Here is a 20,029-nt window from a genome sequence, read left to right as displayed (position 1 = left end):
CCCGAGCCGCCCCCGAGCCGCCCCCGGAGCCGCCCGAGCCGCCCCGTCCCCGCCCCGCCCCTGGCCCCGCCCCGCCCTCGAGCCGCCCCCGAGCCGCGAGAGTGCACCTGGTCGCCGAGAGGTAGGGAAGCAACCAGCATCTCGGCGACCAGTTGCACTCTCGCGATCTCAGTGGACCCGACCCGCGGCGGATGCGCCGGTGAGGTGAGGTGCGTGCGGGGCCAGCAAGCGGCGGAGCGAGTGGAGATGCGCGGTCTGTTCGGGCGCGATCGCCCGCAGGCCGGCGCCTGCCAGGTGTCGCGCAAGGGGGTCACCGTGGTCGCATCCGTCCATCCCCAATGGGCGACCGCGCGGAGGTGGGTTCGCAGCCGCCTGTCGCGGAGGCTCTGGCGGCGCAACACCTCACGGGCATCGCCGTAGCGTCCGTCGTACTTGAGGTCGCCGTCGGCCTCGCCTCCGAGCTTGAGGTGCGTCCAGACGAAGTCGGCACGGTCCTCCTTCCCGGGCGATAGGAACACGACCTGGAGTTCGGGCGCGGGAAAGCCGAGCCACTCGATCACCGCGCGGCTGACGGCCTCGAGGGTCGTCTCGGACATGGCGGTCGCACGTGCGAGCGGCCATCGTGCGATATCGCGACCGCGACTGCTGATGCGCGCTTCGCTCATCCGGGTCAGTGCGTCTGCGGAGGCCGCGGGTGCGATTCTCAGCGCCGCGTCCGCGGCGGCAAGTCCGATCGCCGGGTGCCGGAGACGGGCGAGGTCCACCGCGGTGTCTTCCGGCCCGGTCATCGCGAGCCCGGCGATCTCCACGATCGTCCGGTCTTCGCTCGACCGGTGCGTGCGCACACCGGCAACGAGTCTCGATGAGCGCTTCGCCGGCACGAGCACATGCACGTCGACCGGGTCGCCGAAGATCGGCATGCCCAGCAGCGCGGCCGCGGACTCGAGGCAGAAGATCGCGTCGGGGTAGACGAGCGCCGCAGCGTGGACGCGTGCGAGGTACTTCTCCCACGGCGGCAGCGACCTCCACAGCGCGGCGGAGGCATAGACGCCATGGCGGACCTTGACGAGTTCTCCCCTGGCGACCCCGCGCTCTGGATGGGATACGTCGACATGCCGCAGCAACGCCAACGGACTTGGCGTGAGGACTCGCGCGAAAGTGACCAGCGGCATCCGTCCACCCTCTCCCCGTCAACGGTTACGGATGTATCGGCGCCACCCTTCTGTGGACCCCACGCGTCCGGCCGTCGCTGTGGAGGAGCGGGCCCCGCCGGCGGGCCGACCTCGGCTGGATTCCCCGTCCCCTCCCACGTCCCCATTCGGCGAGAGTGCACCTCGTCGCCGAGAGGTAGGGAGCCAACCAGCATCTCGGCGACCAGCTGTACTCTCGCCGATCACGGGCGCCGGGGGCGTGCGAGGTCGGGCACCGCGGGCGATCGGCGTGGGGGACGGGGACGGATGCCGCGGCCCTGGGCACCCGCGAACGGTCAGGCCGCGGGGGTCGCTGTGGGCGTCGGGGCGGGCGTGGGCGTGGGGATCGGGGCGAACACGCCGGGCCAGAGGGCCGCGGCCAGGGGATACCCCACGAACGCGACGACGTCCAGGAGCGTGTGCGCGATGACGAGCGACATGACGCGACCCCACCGGCGGTAGCACCAGCCGAAGACCACGCCCATCACGAAGTTGCCGACGATCGCACCGATGCCCTGGTACGCGTGATAGGCGCCGCGCAGGCCGGCGGAGGTCAGGATGATGGCCCAGTCGTTCCAGCCGAACCGTCGCAGCCGGTCGAACAGGTAGCCGATGAAGATCACCTCTTCGGTCAACCCCGCCCGCAGCGCCGACAGCACCAGCAGCGGCACGGTCCACCACGCCGCATCCAGGGGAGAAGCGACCACGGCGACGGTGACCCCGAGCGCGCGCCCGGCCGCGTAGAGAGCGAGTCCCGGCACGCCGATGACGGCGGCGAGAAGGATGCCGCGGCGGAGGTCTCCGCCGAACCGCGAGAAGTCCAGCCCGATGCGGCGCAGCGCGTTGCCGCCGGGCTCCCAGAGCAGGTACACGACGAGTGCCACGAGGGCGAGTGCGAAGAAGACGGCGAGCACCTGGTACACGACGTCCCAGACCGCCTGCGCGTCCCGCGAGGGGTTCACCTGGGTCTGCTGCTGGCCCAGCGGAACGGGCGCGAGGAGCTTGCGCACGAGCGACAGCACCGAGTACAGCGCGGACTGCCCGACCGTGATCGCGAGGACGATCCACACCTCCCACGTGAGGCGTCGGCGGTCGTACGGCGTGAGGGGCGAAAGAGTAGTCGAATCCCTCCGGCCCGTGGGCCGGTTCGGCGGCGTCATCTTGTCAGATTGTCACACTCCGCGTCGATTGAGTTAAGGCTCTGTAACGTTTTCGCCGATCGTTTTGACCATCTCACAACCGGTGCTTATCGTTTTCCCATCCGCGCGCAGGTCCGGCTTCCGGCCGGATCCGCGCGCATTACCCTGCACAGAGGAGACACAAGTGTCTGACAAGACGACGTGGCGCATGCGCGCACTCGGAGTCGCGGCGGGCGTCGGCGTGACCGCAATGGTCCTCGCCGGTTGCTCGACGACCCCACCGGCGACGGAGGAGACCGGCGGGAACACCGCCGACGCCGCGGTGACCATCGCTGAGGTGAACGAGTTCACGGGTACGAACTCGAACAGCGACAACGGCAACCTCGACATCAACGGCAAGGTCAACTACCTGACCCGCGCCGGCTTCTACTACGTCAGCGACACCTACGAGGTCGTCCCGGACGAGTCGTTCGGCAAGATGGAGGTCGTCAGCGAGGACCCCCTCCAGGTCAAGTACACCCTCAACGACGGCCTCGAGTGGTCCGACGGCGAGCCCATCACGACCGACGACCTGATCTTCGGCTGGGCTGCGACCTCGGGCATCTTCGACGACGCCACGCTCGACCCCGAGTCGGGCGAGCCGGTCAGCGGCACGAAGTACTTCGCGTACGCGGGCAGCACCGAGGGCGTCAACGCCTCGACGATCACGGATGTCGCCGATGACAAGCTCTCGCTCACGCTCGAGTACGACGTTCCCTTCGTCGACTGGAACATCATCGGTCTCATCGACCAGCCGGTCCACGTCGTCGCCGAGAAGGCCGGCGTCGACCAGGCCGAGCTCATCGACACGATCCTGACCAGCCCGCGCGGCGACGCCGCGGCTCCGGCTCCGGTCAACGAGACGCTCAAGGCTGCGGCTGACTTCTGGAACTCGGGCTTCGACATGACGTCGCTGCCGGACGACCCGTCGCTGTATCTCTCGAGCGGCCCGTGGATCATCGACTCGTGGGAGCCCACGCAGTCGATGACGCTGAAGCTCAACGACAAGTACACCGGTGACCTCAAGCCGCAGTTCTCCGAGATGGTCATCCGCTTCATCGGTGACGCTCAGGCTCAGGTGACCGCCCTCCAGAACGGCGAGGTCGACGTGATCGCCCCCCAGGCGAGCGGCGACACCCTCACCGCGCTGCAGGCGATCGACGGCGTCGAGGTCCTCCAGGGCGACGCGCTCAACTACGACCACCTCGACCTGACGTTCGCCGGCCCCTTCGCCGAGAAGAACGTCCGCGAGGCGTTCCTGAAGACGATCCCGCGCCAGCAGCTCGTCGACACGCTCATCAAGCCCGTCAACCCCGAGGCTGAGGTTCTCAACTCGAACCTCTTCATCCCGGCCCAGAAGCCGTACGAGGACGCTGTCGCGGCCAACGGCTCGGACGCGTACGCCGAGGTCGACATCGAGGGCGCCAAGGAGCTCCTCGCCGGTGCGACCCCGACGATCCGCCTCATGTACAACATCAACAACCCGAACCGCGTCGCGGCGTTCGAGGCCATCCAGGCCTCGGCTTCGCAGGCCGGCTTCGTGATCGAGGATGTGGGCCGTGAGGACTGGAGCGCGCAGCTCGGTTCGGACATCTACGACGCCGTCATCTTCGGCTGGATCTCGCCCGGTGTCGGCAACGGCACCATCCCGCAGATCTTCGCGAGCTTCGGTGGCAGCAACTTCAACAAGTACGCCAACGACACCGTCGACGAGATCGCTCGCACGATCCCGCAGACGCTCGACACCGACAAGATCGACGAGATGACGATCGAGGCGGACACCGAGCTGTTCTCCGACGCGTACGGTCTGCCGCTCTTCCAGGGCCCCGGCCTCGAGGCGCACACCGACCGCGTCGAGGGCATCACCTTCATGGGCAACCAGACCGGTGTGTTCTGGAACTTCTGGGAGTGGACGGTCGCCGAGTAATTCGGTGACGATCTGAAACACCACGCCATGGGGCGTCGGGTGCTAACAGCCCGGCGCCCCGTGCGTGTGTCTTCCCGTCCACAGCCGGCGAACCCGACGCCCGGCCTCTGCCGCCGTCGCCCGCCTGCTACCTTTTCTGCATGAAGGGCCAGCCCAGTGCTTAGCTTCGTTCTGCGGCGCATCGGGGTCTCGATCCTGATCCTCATCGCCGCATCCTTCCTGATGTACACCCTCGTGGCTCTTGCCAAAGACCCGCTCGAGGACCTGTACGCCTCCAACAGCCCGAACCGCGACGCGCTCATCGCGCAGCGCATCGCATGGCTGAACCTCGACCAGCCCATCCCCGTCCGCTGGTTCAACTGGCTGCTCGGCGCTGCCCGCTGCGTCATCCCGTTCGGTGGCTGCGACCTCGGCGTCACCATCCAGAACCAGCCCGTGACGATCGTCCTCGCACGTGCGATGGGCGCGACGCTCCAGCTCGTCACCGCTTCGACGATCCTCGCCATCGTCCTCGGCGTCCTCGTCGGCATCGTGTCTGCGCTTCGCCAGTACAGCGCCATCGACTACTCGTTCACGTTCGCCAGCTTCCTGTTCTACTCGCTGCCGTCGTTCGTGATGGGTGTTCTCCTCAAGGTCTTCTTCGCCCTCGGCTTCAACGACTGGCTCGACAGTCCGGTGTTCACGTGGCCGTGGATCATCGCACTCAGTCTCATCTCCGGCGTCTTCTGGCAGGCGATCATCGGCGGACCCAGGCAGCGCCGCCTGATCGTCTTCGCCGCCTCCGTGGTGACCTCCGGAGCGATGCTCTACGGCATGAGCGTGACGGCGTGGTTCCTCAACCCGTCGCTGGGACCGATCCTCACGCCGCTGCTGATCGCGGCGTTCGCGGCGGGCATGGTCCTCATCGTCGCCGGACCCCGTGCGCGCTACGCGTGGCGCACCGCCGGTGTCACCGCGATCGTCCTCATCGCCGCGTACTTCGTGCTGCAGCCGTTCCTCAAGTCGTTCAACGGCTGGGGAGTCCTCGCCCTGTTCGTGGCGGCGGCTCTCGTCGGCGCGGCGGCGGGCTGGTTCCTCGGTGAGTACGACAAGGGTCAGGCGATCCGCATCGGCGTGCTCTCGGGTCTGCTCGGCATGGGCGTGATCGTCCTGGACCAGTTCATGCAGAACTGGAACTCGTACGTCAACAACCCGAAGGTGAACGGGCGCCCGATCGCGACCATCGGTTCGCAGACGCCCAACCTGCAGGGCGACTGGTGGATTCAGAGCATCGACACGTTCACCCACCTGCTGCTGCCGACGATCAGCCTCATGCTGATCTCGTTCGCGGCGTACACGCGCTACGCGCGTGGCGGCATGCTCGAGACGCTGAACCAGGACTACATCCGCACCGCTCGCGCGAAGGGCCTTCCCGAGCGCACGGTCGTCGTCCGTCACGCCTTCCGAAACTCGCTCATTCCGATCACCACGATCGTGGCGGCGGACGTGGGAGCCCTCATCGGTGGTGCGATCATCACCGAGCGCATCTTCGCCTTCAGTGGAATGGGCGCCCTCTTCAACCAGGGTCTGAGTCATGCCGACCCGAACCCCGTCATGGCGTACTTCGTCGTCATCGCGGTGTTCGCCATCACGTTCAACTTCCTCGCCGACCTCGCGTACTCGGCGATCGACCCGAGAGTGAGGGTCAAGTAATGTCGATCCCTATCGATCCGGCCCTCGAGCCCCCCACCGCACCCTCCGACGGAGGCGTGCGCGTCCAGACCGCTGACGAGCGCGGCATCAGCCAGGGACGCCTGACGTTCCGACGCTTCATCGCCCACAAGCCTGCCGTGGTCAGCGCGGTCCTCTTCATCCTCATCGTCGGCTTCGCCATCTCGGCGACGGGCATCGGGCCCATCCCGGGCTGGTGGAAGTGGAACTACGAAGAGCTGATCCCGATCAGCAACGGCGGCAAGCCCACGCTGACGCTGTGGCCGTTCTCGCTCGGCGACCACCCGTTCGGCCAGAACACGGTCGGCAAGGACTACTTCGCGATGGTCATGCGCGGCCTCGTCAACTCGTCCTACATGATGTTCATCATCGGCCTCATCGGCGCCTTCCTCGGCGTCGTGGTCGGCGCTCTCGCGGGCTACTACCGTGGGTGGGTCGACGCGGTGCTGATGCGCCTGACCGACATCGTCATCGTGATCCCCGTGATCGTGATCGGCGCGGTCGTCGGATCGGCCGTGGGAAACCTCGGTCCGCTGCTGCTGGCGCTGTTCCTCGGATTCTTCGTCTGGACGGGAATCGCGCGACTCGTGCGTGCCGAGTTCCTGACCCTGCGCGAGCGCGAGTTCGTCGAGGCGGCACGCGTGGCCGGTGCGTCGGATGCCCGCATCATCTTCAAGCACATCCTGCCGAACGCGATCGGCGTGGTCATCGTCGCGACGACGCTGCTGATCGCCGCCGCGATCATCCTCGAGACGTCGCTGTCGTTCCTCGGGTACGGTGTCCGCGCGCCTGATGTGTCGCTGGGTCTGCTGATCTCGGCGAACGAGTCGGCGTTCCAGACGCGTCCGTGGCTGTTCTGGTGGCCGGCGGCATTCATCGTGATCCTGTCGCTGCTCGTGAACTTCGTCGGCGACGGTCTGCGCGATGCGTTCGACCCGCGTCAGAAGCGCATCGTCTTCCGCAAGGTCAAGGATCTCCCGGAGGATGCGGTCATCGTGGCCGGCACGACCGCCGACGTGCCCGAGGGTGCGCTGGTCACGGCCGGCGGTGCGGCGATCGTCGAGGGCGTCACGAGCGACCGCCCCGACGATGTCCTCGACGACGAGATCGCGCCCGACCCGGATCGCCGCGGATGATGCGCGCCAGGCGCTCAGCCGGTGGCGACGATCAGCGCGACCGACGCCGCGGCGAGCACGATCGACGCGATGAGGAACGGCACGTGCCAGTCGCGCTTGACGGGCGTCTCATCGGCCACGCCGAGTTCGACCTGACCGGCATCGAGGCGGCGGCGCCACGACTCTCGCACGACGAGAGCCGCGTTGCCCGAGTCGGTGCCCATGCGGTCGCTCGGGCGGGCGTCGCCACCGGCGGCGCTCGCCTCGCGGCGGGCCTTCGCGTTGCCCATCATCGTGGTGAAGAAGCCGGGGGCCGGCGCCGACCAGGCGGTGAAGCTGCCGGACGGCGTGTGCAGCGTCAGGGCGCGTGCCGTCTCGACGTGCACGAGGGCCTCCCACGGCACGTCGACGTCGTGGCTCACGTTCTCGATGCGCACACCGCGATCCGACACCTCGACGCAAGGGCGCCACAGCGCCATCCAGCCGAGCAGCGCCGCCAGCGGAGCGGCGGCGTAGACCCACGTCAGCCGCGGGTCCGCGCTCCATACGGCGGTGATCACTGCGAGCCCCGCAAGACTCCAGACGATGACGGCAGCAATGCGGTTGAAACGGGAGTCGATGCGGATCGCACGGTCGGTCACCCCCTCATTGTCTCAATCGATCCCACAAGGACCATGAAATGAACGCGTCCCCCACTCCCACCACCGGCAGTCCGCTGCTGGAAGTGAGCGGCCTGTCCGTGGACTTCGCCGTCGACAACTACTGGGTGCCGGCAGCGAAGAAGCTCGACTACTCCGTCGAGTCGGGCAAGGCCCTCGCGATCGTCGGCGAATCCGGCTCCGGCAAGAGCGCGAGCTCCATGGCGATGCTCGGGCTCCTGCCGTCCAACGCCCGGGTGACCGGCAGCGTCAAGCTCGCCGGCCGCGAGATCCTCGGCCTCCGCAAGGACGACCTGCGTCGCGTGCGCGGTCGCGAGATCGCAGTGATCTTCCAGGAGCCGATGACCGCGCTGAACCCCGTGTTCACGGTCGGGTTCCAGATCATCGAGACGCTGCGGATCCACCAGGGCATGACGCCGAGCGCGGCGCGCACGCGGGCGCTCGAGCTGCTCGACATGGTGGAGCTGCCCGATCCGCTGAAGGCCTTCAACTCGTACCCGCACCAGCTGTCGGGCGGCCAGCGTCAGCGCGCCATGATCGCGCAGTCGATCTCGTGCGACCCGCAGCTGCTGATCGCCGACGAGCCGACGACCGCCCTCGACGTGACGGTGCAGGCCGAGATCCTCGACCTCATGCGGGACCTCCGGCACCGCCTCGACTCGGCGATCCTCATCATCACGCACGACATGGGCGTGGTGGCCGACATCGCCGACGACATCGTCGTGATGCGCAAGGGCGAGATCGTCGAGCGCGGCTCTGTCGATGCGGTGTTCAACCGCCCTACGCACCCGTACACGCAGCAGCTGCTCGCAGCGGTGCCGCGCATCGGCGACGCGCAGGGGGAGTCGATCGACACCACGGCCGCCCTTGCCGGCGACACGTCGGTGATCCGCCTGGCTGAGGTCGCCGCGCGCGAGGACGCCGAGCGACGCCGGGGCCTGGGGGCCCCCGTGCTCGACTTCCAGGACGTTGCGATCGACTACCCGAAGCGTGGGCGCGTGCCCGCATTCCGGGCGGTCGAGCATGCGAACTTCTCGATCTACCCGGGTGAGGTCACGGGCCTCGTGGGCGAGTCCGGCTCGGGCAAGACCACGGTGGGCCGCGCCGCGATCGGCCTCCTGCCGATCGCGGACGGCAGGGCCGAGGTGGTCGGCTCCGACATCTCCAAGGCCGACCGGCGCCTCCTGCACAAGGTCCACAAGGATGTCGGCATCGTCTTCCAGGACCCGTCGTCGTCGCTCAACCCGCGTCTGCCCATCGGCCAGTCGATCGGCGAGCCGATGCTGCTGGCCGGCGTCGCGAAGGGGCGCGAGCTCGACGTGAAGGTGCAGGAGCTGCTCGACGCCGTCGAGCTGCCCCGCGCGTACCGCAACCGCTACCCGCACGAGCTGTCGGGCGGTCAGAAGCAGCGTGTCGGCATCGCGCGCGCCCTGTCGCTGCAGCCCAAGCTGCTGATCGCCGACGAGCCCACCTCGGCGCTCGATGTGTCGGTGCAGGCGACGGTGCTGCAGCTGCTGCGCCAGCTCCAGGCCGACATGGGCTTCGCCTGCCTCTTCATCAGCCACGACCTCGCCGTCGTCGACTCGCTCGCGGACCGCATCATCGTGATGCACCACGGCAAGATCGTCGAGCAGGGCGCGACCGGGCAGATCCTCCGCGCGCCCAAGGAGGACTACACGCGTCGACTCATCGCCGCCATCCCGGTGCCCGACCCCGCGGAGCAGCGCGTGCGCCGCGAGGCGCGTGCGGCCCTGCTCGAAGCAGGTCTGGAAGGCTGATCCGCCGCCGAAAGGCGATACACAGCAGCGCCCAATAGAATGGGGATGCCGGCATTCCGGCATCCCCATTCTCTTTCAAGGATTCCCTCATGGCGCGCGCCCTCCGTCCGGACCTCCGCAACGTGGCTATCGTCGCTCACGTCGACCACGGCAAGACCACCCTCGTCGACGCGATGCTCCGCCAGACCGGCTCGTTCGGCGAGCACGCTCACGTCGAAGAGCGCGCGATGGACTCGAACGACCTCGAGCGTGAAAAAGGCATCACGATCCTCGCCAAGAACACGGCGATCACGTACAACGGTGCCCACACCGAGGTCCCCGTCACGATCAACGTGATCGACACCCCCGGTCACGCCGACTTCGGCGGCGAGGTCGAGCGCGGCCTGTCGATGGTCGACGGCGTCGTGCTCCTCGTCGACGCGAGCGAGGGTCCGCTTCCGCAGACCCGCTTCGTGCTGCGCAAGGCGCTCGAGGCGAAGCTGCCCGTCATCCTCCTGGTCAACAAGACCGACCGCCCCGACGCGCGCATCGCCGAGGTCGAGGAAGAGGCGCACGACCTGCTGCTCGGCCTCGCGTCCGACCTCCACGAGGATGTGCCCGACCTCGACATCGACGCCCTGCTCGACGTACCCGTCGTGTATGCGAGCGGACGCGCGGGCGCAGCATCCCGCACCCGTCCCGCCAATGGCGAGCTGCCCGACAACGCCGATCTCGAGCCGTTGTTCGAGGCGATCCTCGAGCACGTGCCGGCTCCGGCATACGACGACGAGGCTCCGCTGCAGGCGTGGGTCACGAACCTCGACTCGAGCCCGTTCCTCGGTCGCCTCGCCCTCCTTCGCGTCTTCAACGGCACGCTCAAGAAGGGCCAGACGGTCGCGTGGGTGCGTCACGACGGCACGCACTCGAACGCCCGCATCACCGAGCTCCTCAAGACCCGCGCCCTCGAGCGCTACCCCGCCGAAGAGGCCGGCCCCGGTGACATCGTCGCCATCGCCGGCATCGAGGAGATCACGATCGGCGAGACCATCGCCGACCCCGAGGACGTCCGCCCGCTCCCGGCGATCACCGTCGACGACCCCGCCATCTCGATGACCATCGGCACGAACACCTCGCCCCTGGTCGGCAAGGTCAAGGGCCACAAGGTCACCGCCCGCATGGTGAAGGACCGCCTGGACCGCGAGCTCATCGGCAACGTCTCGCTCAAGGTCGTCGACATCGGACGCCCCGACGCGTGGGAGGTGCAGGGCCGCGGTGAGCTCGCCCTCGCCATCCTCGTCGAGAACATGCGCCGCGAGGGCTTCGAGCTCACGGTCGGCAAGCCCCAGGTCGTCACGCGCAAGGGCGAGGACGGCAAGGTCAAGGAGCCCTTCGAGCACCTCACCATCGACGCCCCCGAGGAGTACCTCGGCGCGATCACCCAGCTGATGGCGTCGCGCAAGGGCCGTATGGAGACGATGGTGAACCACGGCACCGGATGGGTGCGCATGGAGTTCATCGTCCCCTCGCGCGGTCTCATCGGCTTCCGCACCGAGTTCCTCTCGATGACGCGCGGCACCGGCATCGCCAACGCGATCTCGCACGGCTACGACGACTGGGCGGGCCACATCGTCGCCCGCCAGAACGGCTCGATCGTCGCCGACCGCTCGGGTGTCGTCACGCCGTTCGCCATGATCGCGCTGCAGGAGCGCATGAGCTTCTTCGTGCAGCCCACCGAAGAGGTCTACGAGGGCATGGTCGTGGGCGAGAACTCGCGCGCCGACGACATGGACGTGAACATCACCAAGGAGAAGAAGCTCACGAACATGCGGTCCTCGACCGCCGACGCGTTCGAGTCGATGACTCCGCCGCGCCTCCTCTCGCTGGAGGAGAGCCTCGAGTTCGCGCGCGACGACGAATGCGTCGAGGTGACGCCCGAGAAGGTGCGCATCCGCAAGGTGATCCTCGACGCCACCGAGCGCGGCCGCGCCGCCTCGCGCCTCAAGCGGCAGGACGCCAACGCGTAAGCAGTGACACGGATGCTGCGACCCCGCGCCTCTTCGAAGCGCGGGGTCGCAGCATCCGTCGTCATCAGTCCTTCACCGTCACCGTGACCGGCCGCGCCGCCGTCGATCCCGCGGCGTTGGAGAGCACCGCCGTGAACTCGTACGTGCCGGGAGACAGTGCGCCGAGCGACGTCGTCGCGCGCTGGGCGCCGGGTGTCGCGGTCGTGAGCGCCTGACGGTCGATTTCGACGCCGTCCTGGAACAGCACGTACTCGCTCGCGTTGGTGCCCCACCACAGGTTCGCCGTGATCATCACATCGCCGGCCCGGACGCCGGAGGCGCTCAGTGCCGCGACGGCGGGTGCGGCATCCGTCACCGTCACCGTGAGCTTGCGCGATCGCGACTCGCCGTGGGGGTTGAGCGCGACGAGCTCGTACGCGTACGTGCCGTTCGTCCTGCCGGCGATGTCGAACGTGGTGTGCTGTGCAGCGGGGGAGACCCCGGCCATCGACTGCGCGCCGACGAGCGTGCCGTTCTCGTAGAGCTTGACCGCCGTGGCGTTCTGACCCCACCAGAGGTCGGCTGTCACCCGGTAGTCGCCGTCGCGCAGGCCGGTGTCCCAGCCGTTGTCGTGCGACAGCGTGAACGAGCCCGGCGCGCCGGCGGCGCGAGGCGTGCCGGAGGCGAGCACGCCCGCGCCGGCTCCCGCACGCACCGCCTCGGCGACGTCAGCGACCGGTGTGAGCGTGTACGCGTAGGCGTCAGCGGGATCCCACCGGACCGCGGGGGACAGCGAGGCGGCGGCGCCGGCGTTGTACGCCGCGAGCACGTCGACGATCTCCCCGTTCACGAGAGTGTCGGCGGCGGAGAGCTCGGTGCCGCCCCAGCCGGCGATGATCCGCGAGGCGCTCGCGGGGTCGATCAGCTCGACGGCGTTGGACTCGGCGACGATGCTGCTCTCGCGACCCGCTCCCCAGTAGTACTGGAAGAAGGCGTGGCCGTCCGACGAGGCCTGGGTCGTGGCATCCGTCTGCTCGTACAGGTTGTTGTAGATGTGCACGTCGCCGAAGCGCACGCGCGGGCCGCGCTGGCCGATGTCGGTCCACCGATTGTGGTGCTGCGTGACGCGGTGCTGGCCACGATCCTGCAGGCGTGAGTCCGACGAGCCGATGATGTCGGTCTTGTCGTGATGCTGCAGCCAGTTCCACGACATCGTGACGAGGTCGGAGCCGTGGGTGATGTCGACGAGCCCGTCGTGCACCTCGAACGGACGCCCGTAGACCGTGTCGAGGCTCGCCGCGGGGTGGTCGCCGTCGTCGAGCGTGTTGTGATCGATCCACACGCTCGTCGACGTCCACACCGAGAGATTGTCGTACGCCGAGTTCCAGTTGCCGCCCGCGTCAGCGGCATCCCATTGCGGGAAGCAGTCGTACGCGTCGGACAGCGTGAGGTTGCGCACGATGACGTTCGACGCGTCGCGAATTCGCAGGGACGCTCCGACCACGCGCGCGTCGTCTCCGACGCCGACAAGAGTCACGTTCGAGCCGATGTGCTGCAGCGTGAGCGTCGCCTGCAGCGCCGCGGCCTCGATGCGAGCGGCCTCGAGGGGACCGGACGGGTCGACCCCGGGTCCGAAGGCGGCGATGTAGTCCTCCATCGAGAAGGGCGCGCCGGATCCTGCGACGGTGATCTGCGCGGCGATGTCGTCGCAGGTCGTCCGCGTGCCGTCGGCGCGCAGCCACGGGTCGAGGGTGCCCGTGATGTAGACGATGCGCGGCACGGTGTTGTAGCGCGCGTCGTTCTGCGTTCCGCCCGCCTTGCCGGCGAGGGCGTCGCGCAGCTGCTGCCACGTGCCGGCGACGTACACCTCCGCGGGGGAGGCGGAGGAGCCCCCCGTGGTCGGCGCGGCCAGGCGCTGTGCGCGCTCGGGGTACGTGTCGCCGCTCCACGACGCCCAGCCGTCGCCGGGCGCGATGACCTCGCGGCCGAGGTCTACGGACGGCGGCGCACCGGTTTCGGCGGCGGCAGCGGTCGTCGGTGAGGCCGGCAGCACGAGCGCTGCGGTCAGGCCCACGGCGACGGCCACGGCGAGCGCCCGCGGTCGTCGGGAGCGCGGCGGCGCGGCGCGCTCGGACAGGGGGGGGACGGTGTTCGCATGGGACTCCTTCGTCCTGTGCAGAATCCGTGATGAGGACGACGCGGAGGCGATCGTGGAGCTGAGGAAGCGTTTTCTGCGGTTCATCGCCCAGCATGGCAAGCCGGGTCGGAAAGCGCAATCCTGGGATGCTGCTTCCCAGAGAGCTCCCCCTGCGCGTCCGCCCGCCGGAGAAGGCCACCGTCCCGCACGCTGACCGGCGTCGGGCCCGTCGGTAGCATGACGAGGTGACCCTCGACCCGCACTTCGACGACGCGCACAGCGCCGGCGAGGGGAGGCGGGCGGTGCGCGAGGGGCTGGGCGTCGCGCTCGCGACGAGTGCCTACGGCATCTCGTTCGGCGCTCTCGCGGTCGCGGCCGGGCTCGACGTCTGGCAGACGTGCGTCCTGAGTCTGGTGATGTTCACCGGCGGATCCCAGTTCGCCTTCGTGGGCATCGTGGGTGCCGGGGGACTGGCCGCAGTGCCGGCGGCGATCGCCTCCGCGGCGCTGCTCGGCGTGCGCAACGTGGCCTACGGCATCCGGATGTCCCCGGTGGTCGGCGCGGGCTTCTGGCGCCGCGCCGCGGCGGCGCAATTCACGATCGACGAGTCGACGGCGGTGGCGCTCGCGCAGCGCTCTCCGCGCGCCCGGACGCTGGGGTTCTGGGTCACGGGCATCGGGATCTACGTCGGGTGGAATCTGTCGTCGCTCGCCGGCGCGCTGCTCGGCGATGTGCTCGGCGACGTGCGGGCGTACGGACTCGACGCCGCCGCAGCAGCCGCGTTCCTCGCCTTGCTGTGGCCGCGCCTGCGCGCCCGCCAGCCCATCGTGGTCGGCGTGGCCGCGGCCGTCGTGGCGACAGTCCTCACGCCCGTGCTCATGCCCGGTCTCCCGGTCATCATCGCGGCCCTCGTCGCGATCGTGGTCGGCTGGACGAACTGGCTCGGCAAGGGCGACCGGGTCGAGACCGAACCTGATGACGTCGCCGAGAGGGAGGGGCTCCCGTGACCATGTGGACGGCCATCCTCGTGGCCTCGATCATCTGCGTCGCGCTCAAGACCGTGGGCTATCTCATCCCCGCGAAGTGGGTGGAGGCACCGACGCCGATGCGCATCGCCGATCTGCTCACCGTGGCGCTGCTCGCCGCCCTCGTCGCTGTGCAGACTCTCGGCGCGGGGCAGGCGGTCGTGGTCGATGCCCGGGTCCCGGCGGTGCTCGTCGCCGCGGGTCTGCTGATGCTGCGGGCGCCCTTCCTCGTCGTGGTCGTCGCGGCCGCGCTCGTCGCTGCACTCCTGCGTCTGTGGGGCTGGGCGGCGTAGCCGGCGGCCCGGCCCGACCGCCATCGAGTGCGGAGCAGCGCACAGGCGCGGTCGGTACGATCGAGGCATGCGCCCCTCCGTCCCCGCCCGCATCGGCAGCTGGATCGTCGCCCTGCTGGTGGGACTGGTCTACGGCGTCGCCGGCACGGTGGCCCACGCCTACGCGGTCGGCTGGTTCCCGCTCGGCCTGATCCTCGCCGTGATCGGCACCGGCGCCCTGCTGGTGGCCGTCCGTCTGCTCACCTCCGACCGCTGGGCGACCCTGGCGACCGGCGCCGGAATGATGGTGTCGACCCTCGTCTTCTCGGGCAGCGGCCCCGGCGGGTCGGTGGTCGTGCCGCAGTCCGGGCTCGGCGTGGTGTGGACGATCGCGGTTCCGATCCTCGTCGCACTGGCCGTGGCCTGGCCGGATCGCATCCCCCGGATGGAGTGAGCGCGTCGCACGGCGGATCGTGAACGGCGGTCGCGGCTAGACTGGCCGGGTGACGTACGTGATCGCCCTTCCCTGCGTGGACGTCAAGGACCGCGCCTGCATCGACGAGTGTCCCGTGGACTGCATCTACGAGGGCGATCGGTCGCTGTACATCCACCCCGACGAGTGCGTCGACTGCGGCGCCTGCGAGCCCGTGTGCCCGGTCGAGGCGATCTACTACGAGGACGACCTGCCCGACGAGTGGCAGGACTACTACAAGGCCAATGTCGAGTTCTTCGACGACATCGGCTCCCCGGGCGGCGCCGCCAAGGTCGGCGTCATCCACAAGGATCACCCGATCATCGAGGCGCTCCCGCCGCAGGAACACTGACGTGGGGGTCGCGGACCTCGCCGACTACCCCTGGGACGCGGTCGCGCCGTACGCCGCGCGCGCACGTTCGCACCCCGACGGCCTCGTCGATCTGTCGATCGGGTCACCGGTCGACGCGACGCCCGCCGTCGTCGCGGACGCGCTTCGCGCGGCGACCGACGCGCACGCGTACCCGCAGACGGTCGGCACCCCGACGCTTCGGGCGGCCATCGCGAGCTGGTACGACCGCCGCCGGGGCGTCCCCGGGCTGACCCCCGAGAACGTGCTCCCGACCGTGGGGTCCAAGGAGCTCGTCGCCCTGCTCCCGCTGCTGCTCGGCCTCGGACCGGGCGATGTCGTCGTGCACCCCCGTGCGGCCTACCCCACGTATGAGGTCGGTGCGCGCCTCGTCGGCGCGACGCCCGTCGCCGCCGACGCGCCCGCGGACTGGCCCGAGGGCACCCGCCTGGTGTGGGTGAACTCCCCGGGCAATCCCGACGGCCGTGTGCTCGACGTCGACGCCCTGCACGCGGCGGTCGAGCGGGCGCGCGAGCTCGGCGCCGTGCTGGCGTCCGACGAGTGCTACGCGGAACTGGGGTGGGATGCCCCGTGGGACGCCGAACCGGTGCCGTCCGCACTCGACCCTCGCGTGACCGGCGGCGACCTCAGCGGCATCCTCTCGGTGTACTCGCTGAGCAAGCAGTCCAACCTCGCCGGCTACCGCGCGGCGTTCCTCGCCGGTGATCCCACCGTGATCGCTCGTCTGCTCACGGCGCGCAAGCACCTCGGCCTCATGCTCCCGCTCCCGGTGCAGACGGCGATGACCGCCGCCCTCGAGGACGATGTCCACGTCGCCGCGCAGAAGGAGCTGTACCGTCGTCGACGCGATGTGCTGCGCCCCGCTGTCGAGGCCGCCGGATTCCGCATCGACGCCAGCGAGGCGGGCCTGTACCTCTGGGCGACCGAGGGGCGCGACGCGTGGGAGAGCCTCGGGCGTCTCGCCGATCTCGGCATCCTCGCCGGCCCCGGCCACTTCTACGGCACCCACTTCCCGCAGCACATCCGACTGTCGCTCACCGCGACCGACGAGCGCATCGCGGCCGCGGCCGCACGCCTGCGCGCCGCATCAGACATCGCGACGTGAGGATTCCTCTATCGGATGCCGCGAGCCTTTGGCCTGGTCAACAGTAGGCGTGACGGCGCACTAGGCTGTAAGAAACGCGGCGACGCGGCATCCCCCGTCCCGCCCCTCCGTTCTGCTGCAGCCCTCCCCATGGCGCCGCACAGGACCGGACGACACCCCCGGTACGACCAGAAATCGCGAGGAGGCGCCGTGAGCGACGCGGGCACCCAGCAGGAGAAGGCCACCCTCACGATCGGTGGCAGCACCGCCGAGTTCCCGCTGCTGCGGGGCACCGACGGCACACCGAGCGTGGACCTCTCCACCCTCACCCGCCAGACCGGCTACACGGCTCTCGACTACGGCTTCGTGAACACCGCGGCGACGAAGTCCGCGATCACCTACATCGACGGTGACGAAGGCGTGCTGCGCTACCGCGGCTACCCGATCGAGCAGCTCGCGAAGAACAGCACGTACCTCGAGGTCGCGTGGCTGCTCATCTATGGCGAGCTCCCGACCGCTGACGAGCTGGCCGAGTTCGATGAGAAGATCCGCCGGCACACGCTGCTGCACGAGGACCTCAAGCGGTTCTTCTCGGCGCTGCCGCACACCGCGCACCCGATGTCGGTGCTGTCGTCGGCCGTGTCCGCGCTCTCGACGTACTACGAGCACCAGTCCGACCCCAACAACCCCGAGCACGTCGAGCTGAACACGATCCGCATGCTCGCGAAGCTGCCCGTGATCGCGGCGTACGCGCACAAGAAGAGCATCGGCCAGGCCTTCCTCTATCCCGACAACTCGCTCGGGTTCGTCGACAACTTCCTGAAGCTCAACTTCGGCGTGCTGTCGGAGGTGTACGAGGTGAACCCGGTGATGTCGCGCGCTCTCGAGCGCCTGCTCATCCTCCACGAGGACCACGAGCAGAACGCCTCGACCTCGACCGTGCGCCTGGTCGGCTCGACGGGCGCGAACCAGTTCTCGTCGATCTCGGCAGGGATCAACGCGCTCTACGGTCCGCTGCACGGCGGCGCGAACGAGGCCGTGCTCGACATGCTCGCGCGCATCCGAGACTCCGGCGAAAGCGTGCAGCGCTTCGTCGAGCGCGTGAAGAACAAGGAAGACGGCGTGAAGCTCATGGGCTTCGGGCACCGCGTCTACAAGAACTACGACCCGCGCGCGAAGCTCGTCAAGGAATCTGCCGACGAGGTGCTGTCGGCGCTCGGCGTCAGCGACCCGCTGCTCGACCTGGCCAAGGAGCTCGAAGAGATCGCGCTGAACGACGCGTACTTCCAGGACCGCCGCCTGTACCCGAACGTCGACTTCTACACCGGCGTGATCTACAAGGCGATGGGCTTCCCGACCCGCATGTTCACGGTGCTGTTCGCCATCGGGCGCCTGCCCGGCTGGCTCGCGCAGTGGCGCGAAGCGGCGAGCGACCCTCAGACCAAGATCGGCCGTCCGCAGCAGCTGTACATCGGCGCCGAAGAGCGCAACTACCCCGGTCAGTCCTGACCTGGAACCGACGGATGCCGCGCCCCGAGTGGGGCGCGGCATCGTCGTTGAACGGGGTCGAGCCCGCAGCCGGCTTCGGAGCGTGCTGGGCCGCCGGCGTTCTCGAGGGAGCCGTGGGTCGCAGCATCCGTCCGTCCATGGGGCCGGGATGGTCAGGGCCGTGAGCGCGGCGACGACCGCAGACGACGAGACCGCCCCGTCGTGGACGACGGAGCGGTCTCAGTGCGCGGGACTCAGGCGTGCAGCGCCTCGTTGAGGGTGACGCCGACGCCTGCGCGGCGCACGGCCTCGACGGCTCCGGTGAGAGAGTTGCGGCGGAAGAGCAGCCCGGCGCTGCCGGAGAGGTCGGCACCCTTCGCCGTGGGAAGCGTCCCGTCGGCACGACGGGGCTCGTCCGCCAGGACGACCTTGGTGCCCGCGGTCACGTAGAGGCCGGCCTCGACGATGCAGTCGTCGCCGAGCGAGATCCCGATGCCGGCGTTCGCGCCGAGCAGCGTGCGGGCCCCGACAGAGACCTTGTGGGTGCCGCCGCCGGAGAGGGTGCCCATGATCGAGGCGCCGCCGCCGATGTCGCTGCCGTCGCCCACGACCACGCCCTGCGAGATGCGGCCTTCGACCATGCTCTGGCCGAGGGTGCCGGCGTTGAAGTTCACGAAGCCCTCGTGCATGACGGTGGTGCCGGGCGACAGGTAGGCGCCGAGCCGTACGCGCGACGCGTCGGCGATGCGGACGCCGGCCGGCGTCACGTAGTCGAGCAGGCGCGGGAACTTGTCGAGTCCCTGTACCTGGATGCCCTCGCGGAGGAGGAACGGGCGCAGCCGGGTGAGCGCGTCGGGGTGCATCGGCCCTGCATTCGTCCACGCCACGTTCGGCAGATGCGCGAAGATCCCGTCGAGGTTCACCTCATTGGGGCGCACGAGCAGGTGCGAGAGCGCGTGAAGGCGCAGGTACGCGTCCGGGGTCGAGGTCGGCGCGGCATCGAGATCCGTGTCGATCGCGACGACATCCACCGTGACGGCGCGCCGTTCGTCGGGGACAGCGAGGCGGTCGAGCTCGTCAGGCGGCATCTGGGAGTCGTAGCCCAGCGGGATGCGTCCGGCAGCGGGGGAGGGGAACCACGTGTCGAGCACGGTTCCGTCTTCGGCGGTCGTCGCGAGGCCGACGCCCCACACCCATCGTTCTTCGGTCATGACTTCAACGCTAGCGCGCGGACCCGCGTGGAGTTCCGCGTGTTTCCGGGGGAGAACGATCACGACACGCCCGGGATGCGGGGCTGATTGGACCGGCGGGACAGAGCCACGTAATGTTCTTGTTGTTCGCCCCAAAGGGTAGAGCGGAAGGCCGGAAGGTCTCGCTCCCCTCAAGCAGCGAACCACCCCATCCGATCTGCTCTGGCGAGCGGGCCGGGTTCCGGTTTAGGATGGGTTTCTTCCACTTCTGTGACTGCTGGTCTCCGGCTGTGGTGAGGTCTTGTGCCTCGCTTCGAAGCCTTGACAAGCGAGCGCGGATGTGTAAGATAGTGAAGTTGCCCTGCGGTGATGGCTGTGAAGCTGGAGCGTGGGTGCGTCCGATCTTTGAGAACTCAACAGCGTGCACTTGTCAAATGCCAATTTTTTTCTCT

The 20,029-nt window shown here is 69.1% G+C and carries 16 protein-coding genes; 11 read left to right on the top strand and 5 right to left on the bottom strand.

Translation table 11 applies throughout. From position 1 onward, the window contains the following. Together AC3A46_RS17765 and AC3A46_RS17760 are read right to left on the bottom strand one after the other, a co-directional pair. A partial coding sequence (locus tag AC3A46_RS17765; protein WP_487666399.1) for a type IV toxin-antitoxin system AbiEi family antitoxin domain-containing protein occupies nt 1–1,172 on the bottom strand: 1,172 nt, incomplete at its 3' end. Between the two features lie 314 nt (nt 1,173–1,486). After that, nucleotides 1,487–2,350, bottom strand: coding sequence for a CPBP family intramembrane glutamic endopeptidase (locus AC3A46_RS17760; protein WP_487666398.1), 864 nt, complete (start codon nt 2,348–2,350; stop codon nt 1,487–1,489). Between the two features lie 163 nt (nt 2,351–2,513). Between AC3A46_RS17760 and AC3A46_RS17755 the strand changes: the two genes are divergently transcribed. The 3 genes from AC3A46_RS17755 to AC3A46_RS17745 all read left to right on the top strand — a co-directional run bounded on the left by AC3A46_RS17755 (nt 2,514) and on the right by AC3A46_RS17745 (nt 7,141). Continuing rightward, the gene (locus AC3A46_RS17755; protein WP_487666397.1) at nt 2,514–4,295 is read left to right on the top strand and encodes an ABC transporter family substrate-binding protein; all 1,782 of its coding nucleotides are present in this window, start codon (nt 2,514–2,516) and stop codon (nt 4,293–4,295) included. Nucleotides 4,296–4,451: 156 nt separating this feature from the next. After that, complete coding sequence (locus AC3A46_RS17750; protein WP_487666396.1) at nt 4,452–5,987, top strand: ABC transporter permease; 1,536 nt, start codon at nt 4,452–4,454, stop codon at nt 5,985–5,987. Beyond that, nucleotides 5,987–7,141 (top strand): ABC transporter permease, encoded by a 1,155-nt coding sequence (locus tag AC3A46_RS17745; RefSeq protein ID WP_487666395.1) that lies wholly within the window; start codon nt 5,987–5,989, stop codon nt 7,139–7,141. Before AC3A46_RS17750 ends, AC3A46_RS17745 begins: the two co-directional genes overlap by 1 nt. 14 nt (nt 7,142–7,155) lie before the next feature. Here the strand turns inward: AC3A46_RS17745 and AC3A46_RS17740 are convergent, their stop codons facing one another. After that, nucleotides 7,156–7,761 (bottom strand): PH domain-containing protein, encoded by a 606-nt coding sequence (locus tag AC3A46_RS17740; RefSeq protein WP_487666394.1) that lies wholly within the window; start codon nt 7,759–7,761, stop codon nt 7,156–7,158. 38 nt (nt 7,762–7,799) lie between these two features. On the opposite strand from AC3A46_RS17740, the gene AC3A46_RS17735 reads away from it, so the two are divergent. Together AC3A46_RS17735 and typA are read left to right on the top strand one after the other, a co-directional pair. Next, a complete protein-coding gene (locus AC3A46_RS17735; protein WP_487666393.1) occupies nt 7,800–9,557 on the top strand; it encodes an ABC transporter ATP-binding protein in 1,758 nt (585 codons plus the stop codon). Nucleotides 9,558–9,646: 89 nt separating this feature from the next. Beyond that, nucleotides 9,647–11,560 carry a translational GTPase TypA gene (gene typA / locus AC3A46_RS17730; protein ID WP_056367918.1) on the top strand — a complete coding sequence of 638 codons (1,914 nt, stop codon included), beginning with the start codon at nt 9,647–9,649 and terminating at the stop codon, nt 11,558–11,560. A 64-nt stretch (nt 11,561–11,624) separates the two neighbouring features. Here typA and AC3A46_RS17725 read toward each other — a convergent pair whose 3' ends face one another. Then, a complete protein-coding gene (locus AC3A46_RS17725; RefSeq protein WP_487666392.1) occupies nt 11,625–13,625 on the bottom strand; it encodes a pectate lyase family protein in 2,001 nt (666 codons plus the stop codon). A 296-nt stretch (nt 13,626–13,921) separates the two neighbouring features. Here AC3A46_RS17725 and AC3A46_RS17720 point away from each other — a divergent pair, with 296 nt between their 5' ends. The 6 genes from AC3A46_RS17720 to AC3A46_RS17695 all read left to right on the top strand — a co-directional run bounded on the left by AC3A46_RS17720 (nt 13,922) and on the right by AC3A46_RS17695 (nt 18,408). Beyond that, nucleotides 13,922–14,683: an AzlC family ABC transporter permease gene (locus tag AC3A46_RS17720; RefSeq protein WP_487666391.1), complete on the top strand. Its 762-nt coding sequence runs from the start codon at nt 13,922–13,924 to the stop codon at nt 14,681–14,683. Beyond that, nucleotides 14,680–14,994: an AzlD domain-containing protein gene (locus tag AC3A46_RS17715; RefSeq protein ID WP_056367912.1), complete on the top strand. Its 315-nt coding sequence runs from the start codon at nt 14,680–14,682 to the stop codon at nt 14,992–14,994. The genes AC3A46_RS17720 and AC3A46_RS17715 overlap by 4 nt, the downstream gene beginning before the upstream one ends. A gap of 67 nt (nt 14,995–15,061) precedes the next feature. Then, nucleotides 15,062–15,427 carry a DUF6113 family protein gene (locus tag AC3A46_RS17710; protein ID WP_487666390.1) on the top strand — a complete coding sequence of 122 codons (366 nt, stop codon included), beginning with the start codon at nt 15,062–15,064 and terminating at the stop codon, nt 15,425–15,427. A 49-nt stretch (nt 15,428–15,476) separates the two neighbouring features. After that, complete coding sequence (fdxA, locus tag AC3A46_RS17705) at nt 15,477–15,797, top strand: ferredoxin (RefSeq protein ID WP_018170155.1); 321 nt, start codon at nt 15,477–15,479, stop codon at nt 15,795–15,797. Between the two features lies 1 nt (nt 15,798). Then, the gene (dapC, locus tag AC3A46_RS17700) at nt 15,799–16,920 is read left to right on the top strand and encodes a succinyldiaminopimelate transaminase (protein WP_487666389.1); all 1,122 of its coding nucleotides are present in this window, start codon (nt 15,799–15,801) and stop codon (nt 16,918–16,920) included. A gap of 189 nt (nt 16,921–17,109) precedes the next feature. Continuing rightward, nucleotides 17,110–18,408, top strand: a complete 1,299-nt coding sequence (locus AC3A46_RS17695; protein ID WP_487666388.1) for a citrate synthase — start codon at nt 17,110–17,112, stop codon at nt 18,406–18,408. A 233-nt stretch (nt 18,409–18,641) separates the two neighbouring features. On the opposite strand, the gene dapD is transcribed toward AC3A46_RS17695, so the two are convergent. Beyond that, entirely contained in the window at nt 18,642–19,598 is a 957-nt protein-coding gene (gene dapD, locus AC3A46_RS17690; RefSeq protein ID WP_487666387.1) for a 2,3,4,5-tetrahydropyridine-2,6-dicarboxylate N-succinyltransferase, read from the bottom strand. Between the last annotated feature and the right edge of the window lie 431 nt (nt 19,599–20,029).

The sequence above is a fragment of the Microbacterium sp. Soil_C_42 genome (assembly GCF_057656735.1).
Note: the sequence above shows the minus strand (reverse complement) of the source record. Positions and strands in the feature narration are given on the sequence as shown.

Coding starts and splice junctions, on each gene's coding strand:
- AC3A46_RS17760 (WP_487666398.1), bottom strand. CDS start 2,350: ATGACGCCGCCGAACCGGCCCACGGGCCGGAGGGATTCGACTACTCTT.
- AC3A46_RS17745 (WP_487666395.1), top strand. CDS start 5,987: ATGTCGATCCCTATCGATCCGGCCCTCGAGCCCCCCACCGCACCCTCC.
- AC3A46_RS17735 (WP_487666393.1), top strand. CDS start 7,800: ATGAACGCGTCCCCCACTCCCACCACCGGCAGTCCGCTGCTGGAAGTG.
- typA (WP_056367918.1), top strand. CDS start 9,647: ATGGCGCGCGCCCTCCGTCCGGACCTCCGCAACGTGGCTATCGTCGCT.
- AC3A46_RS17710 (WP_487666390.1), top strand. CDS start 15,062: ATGCGCCCCTCCGTCCCCGCCCGCATCGGCAGCTGGATCGTCGCCCTG.
- dapD (WP_487666387.1), bottom strand. CDS start 19,598: ATGACCGAAGAACGATGGGTGTGGGGCGTCGGCCTCGCGACGACCGCC.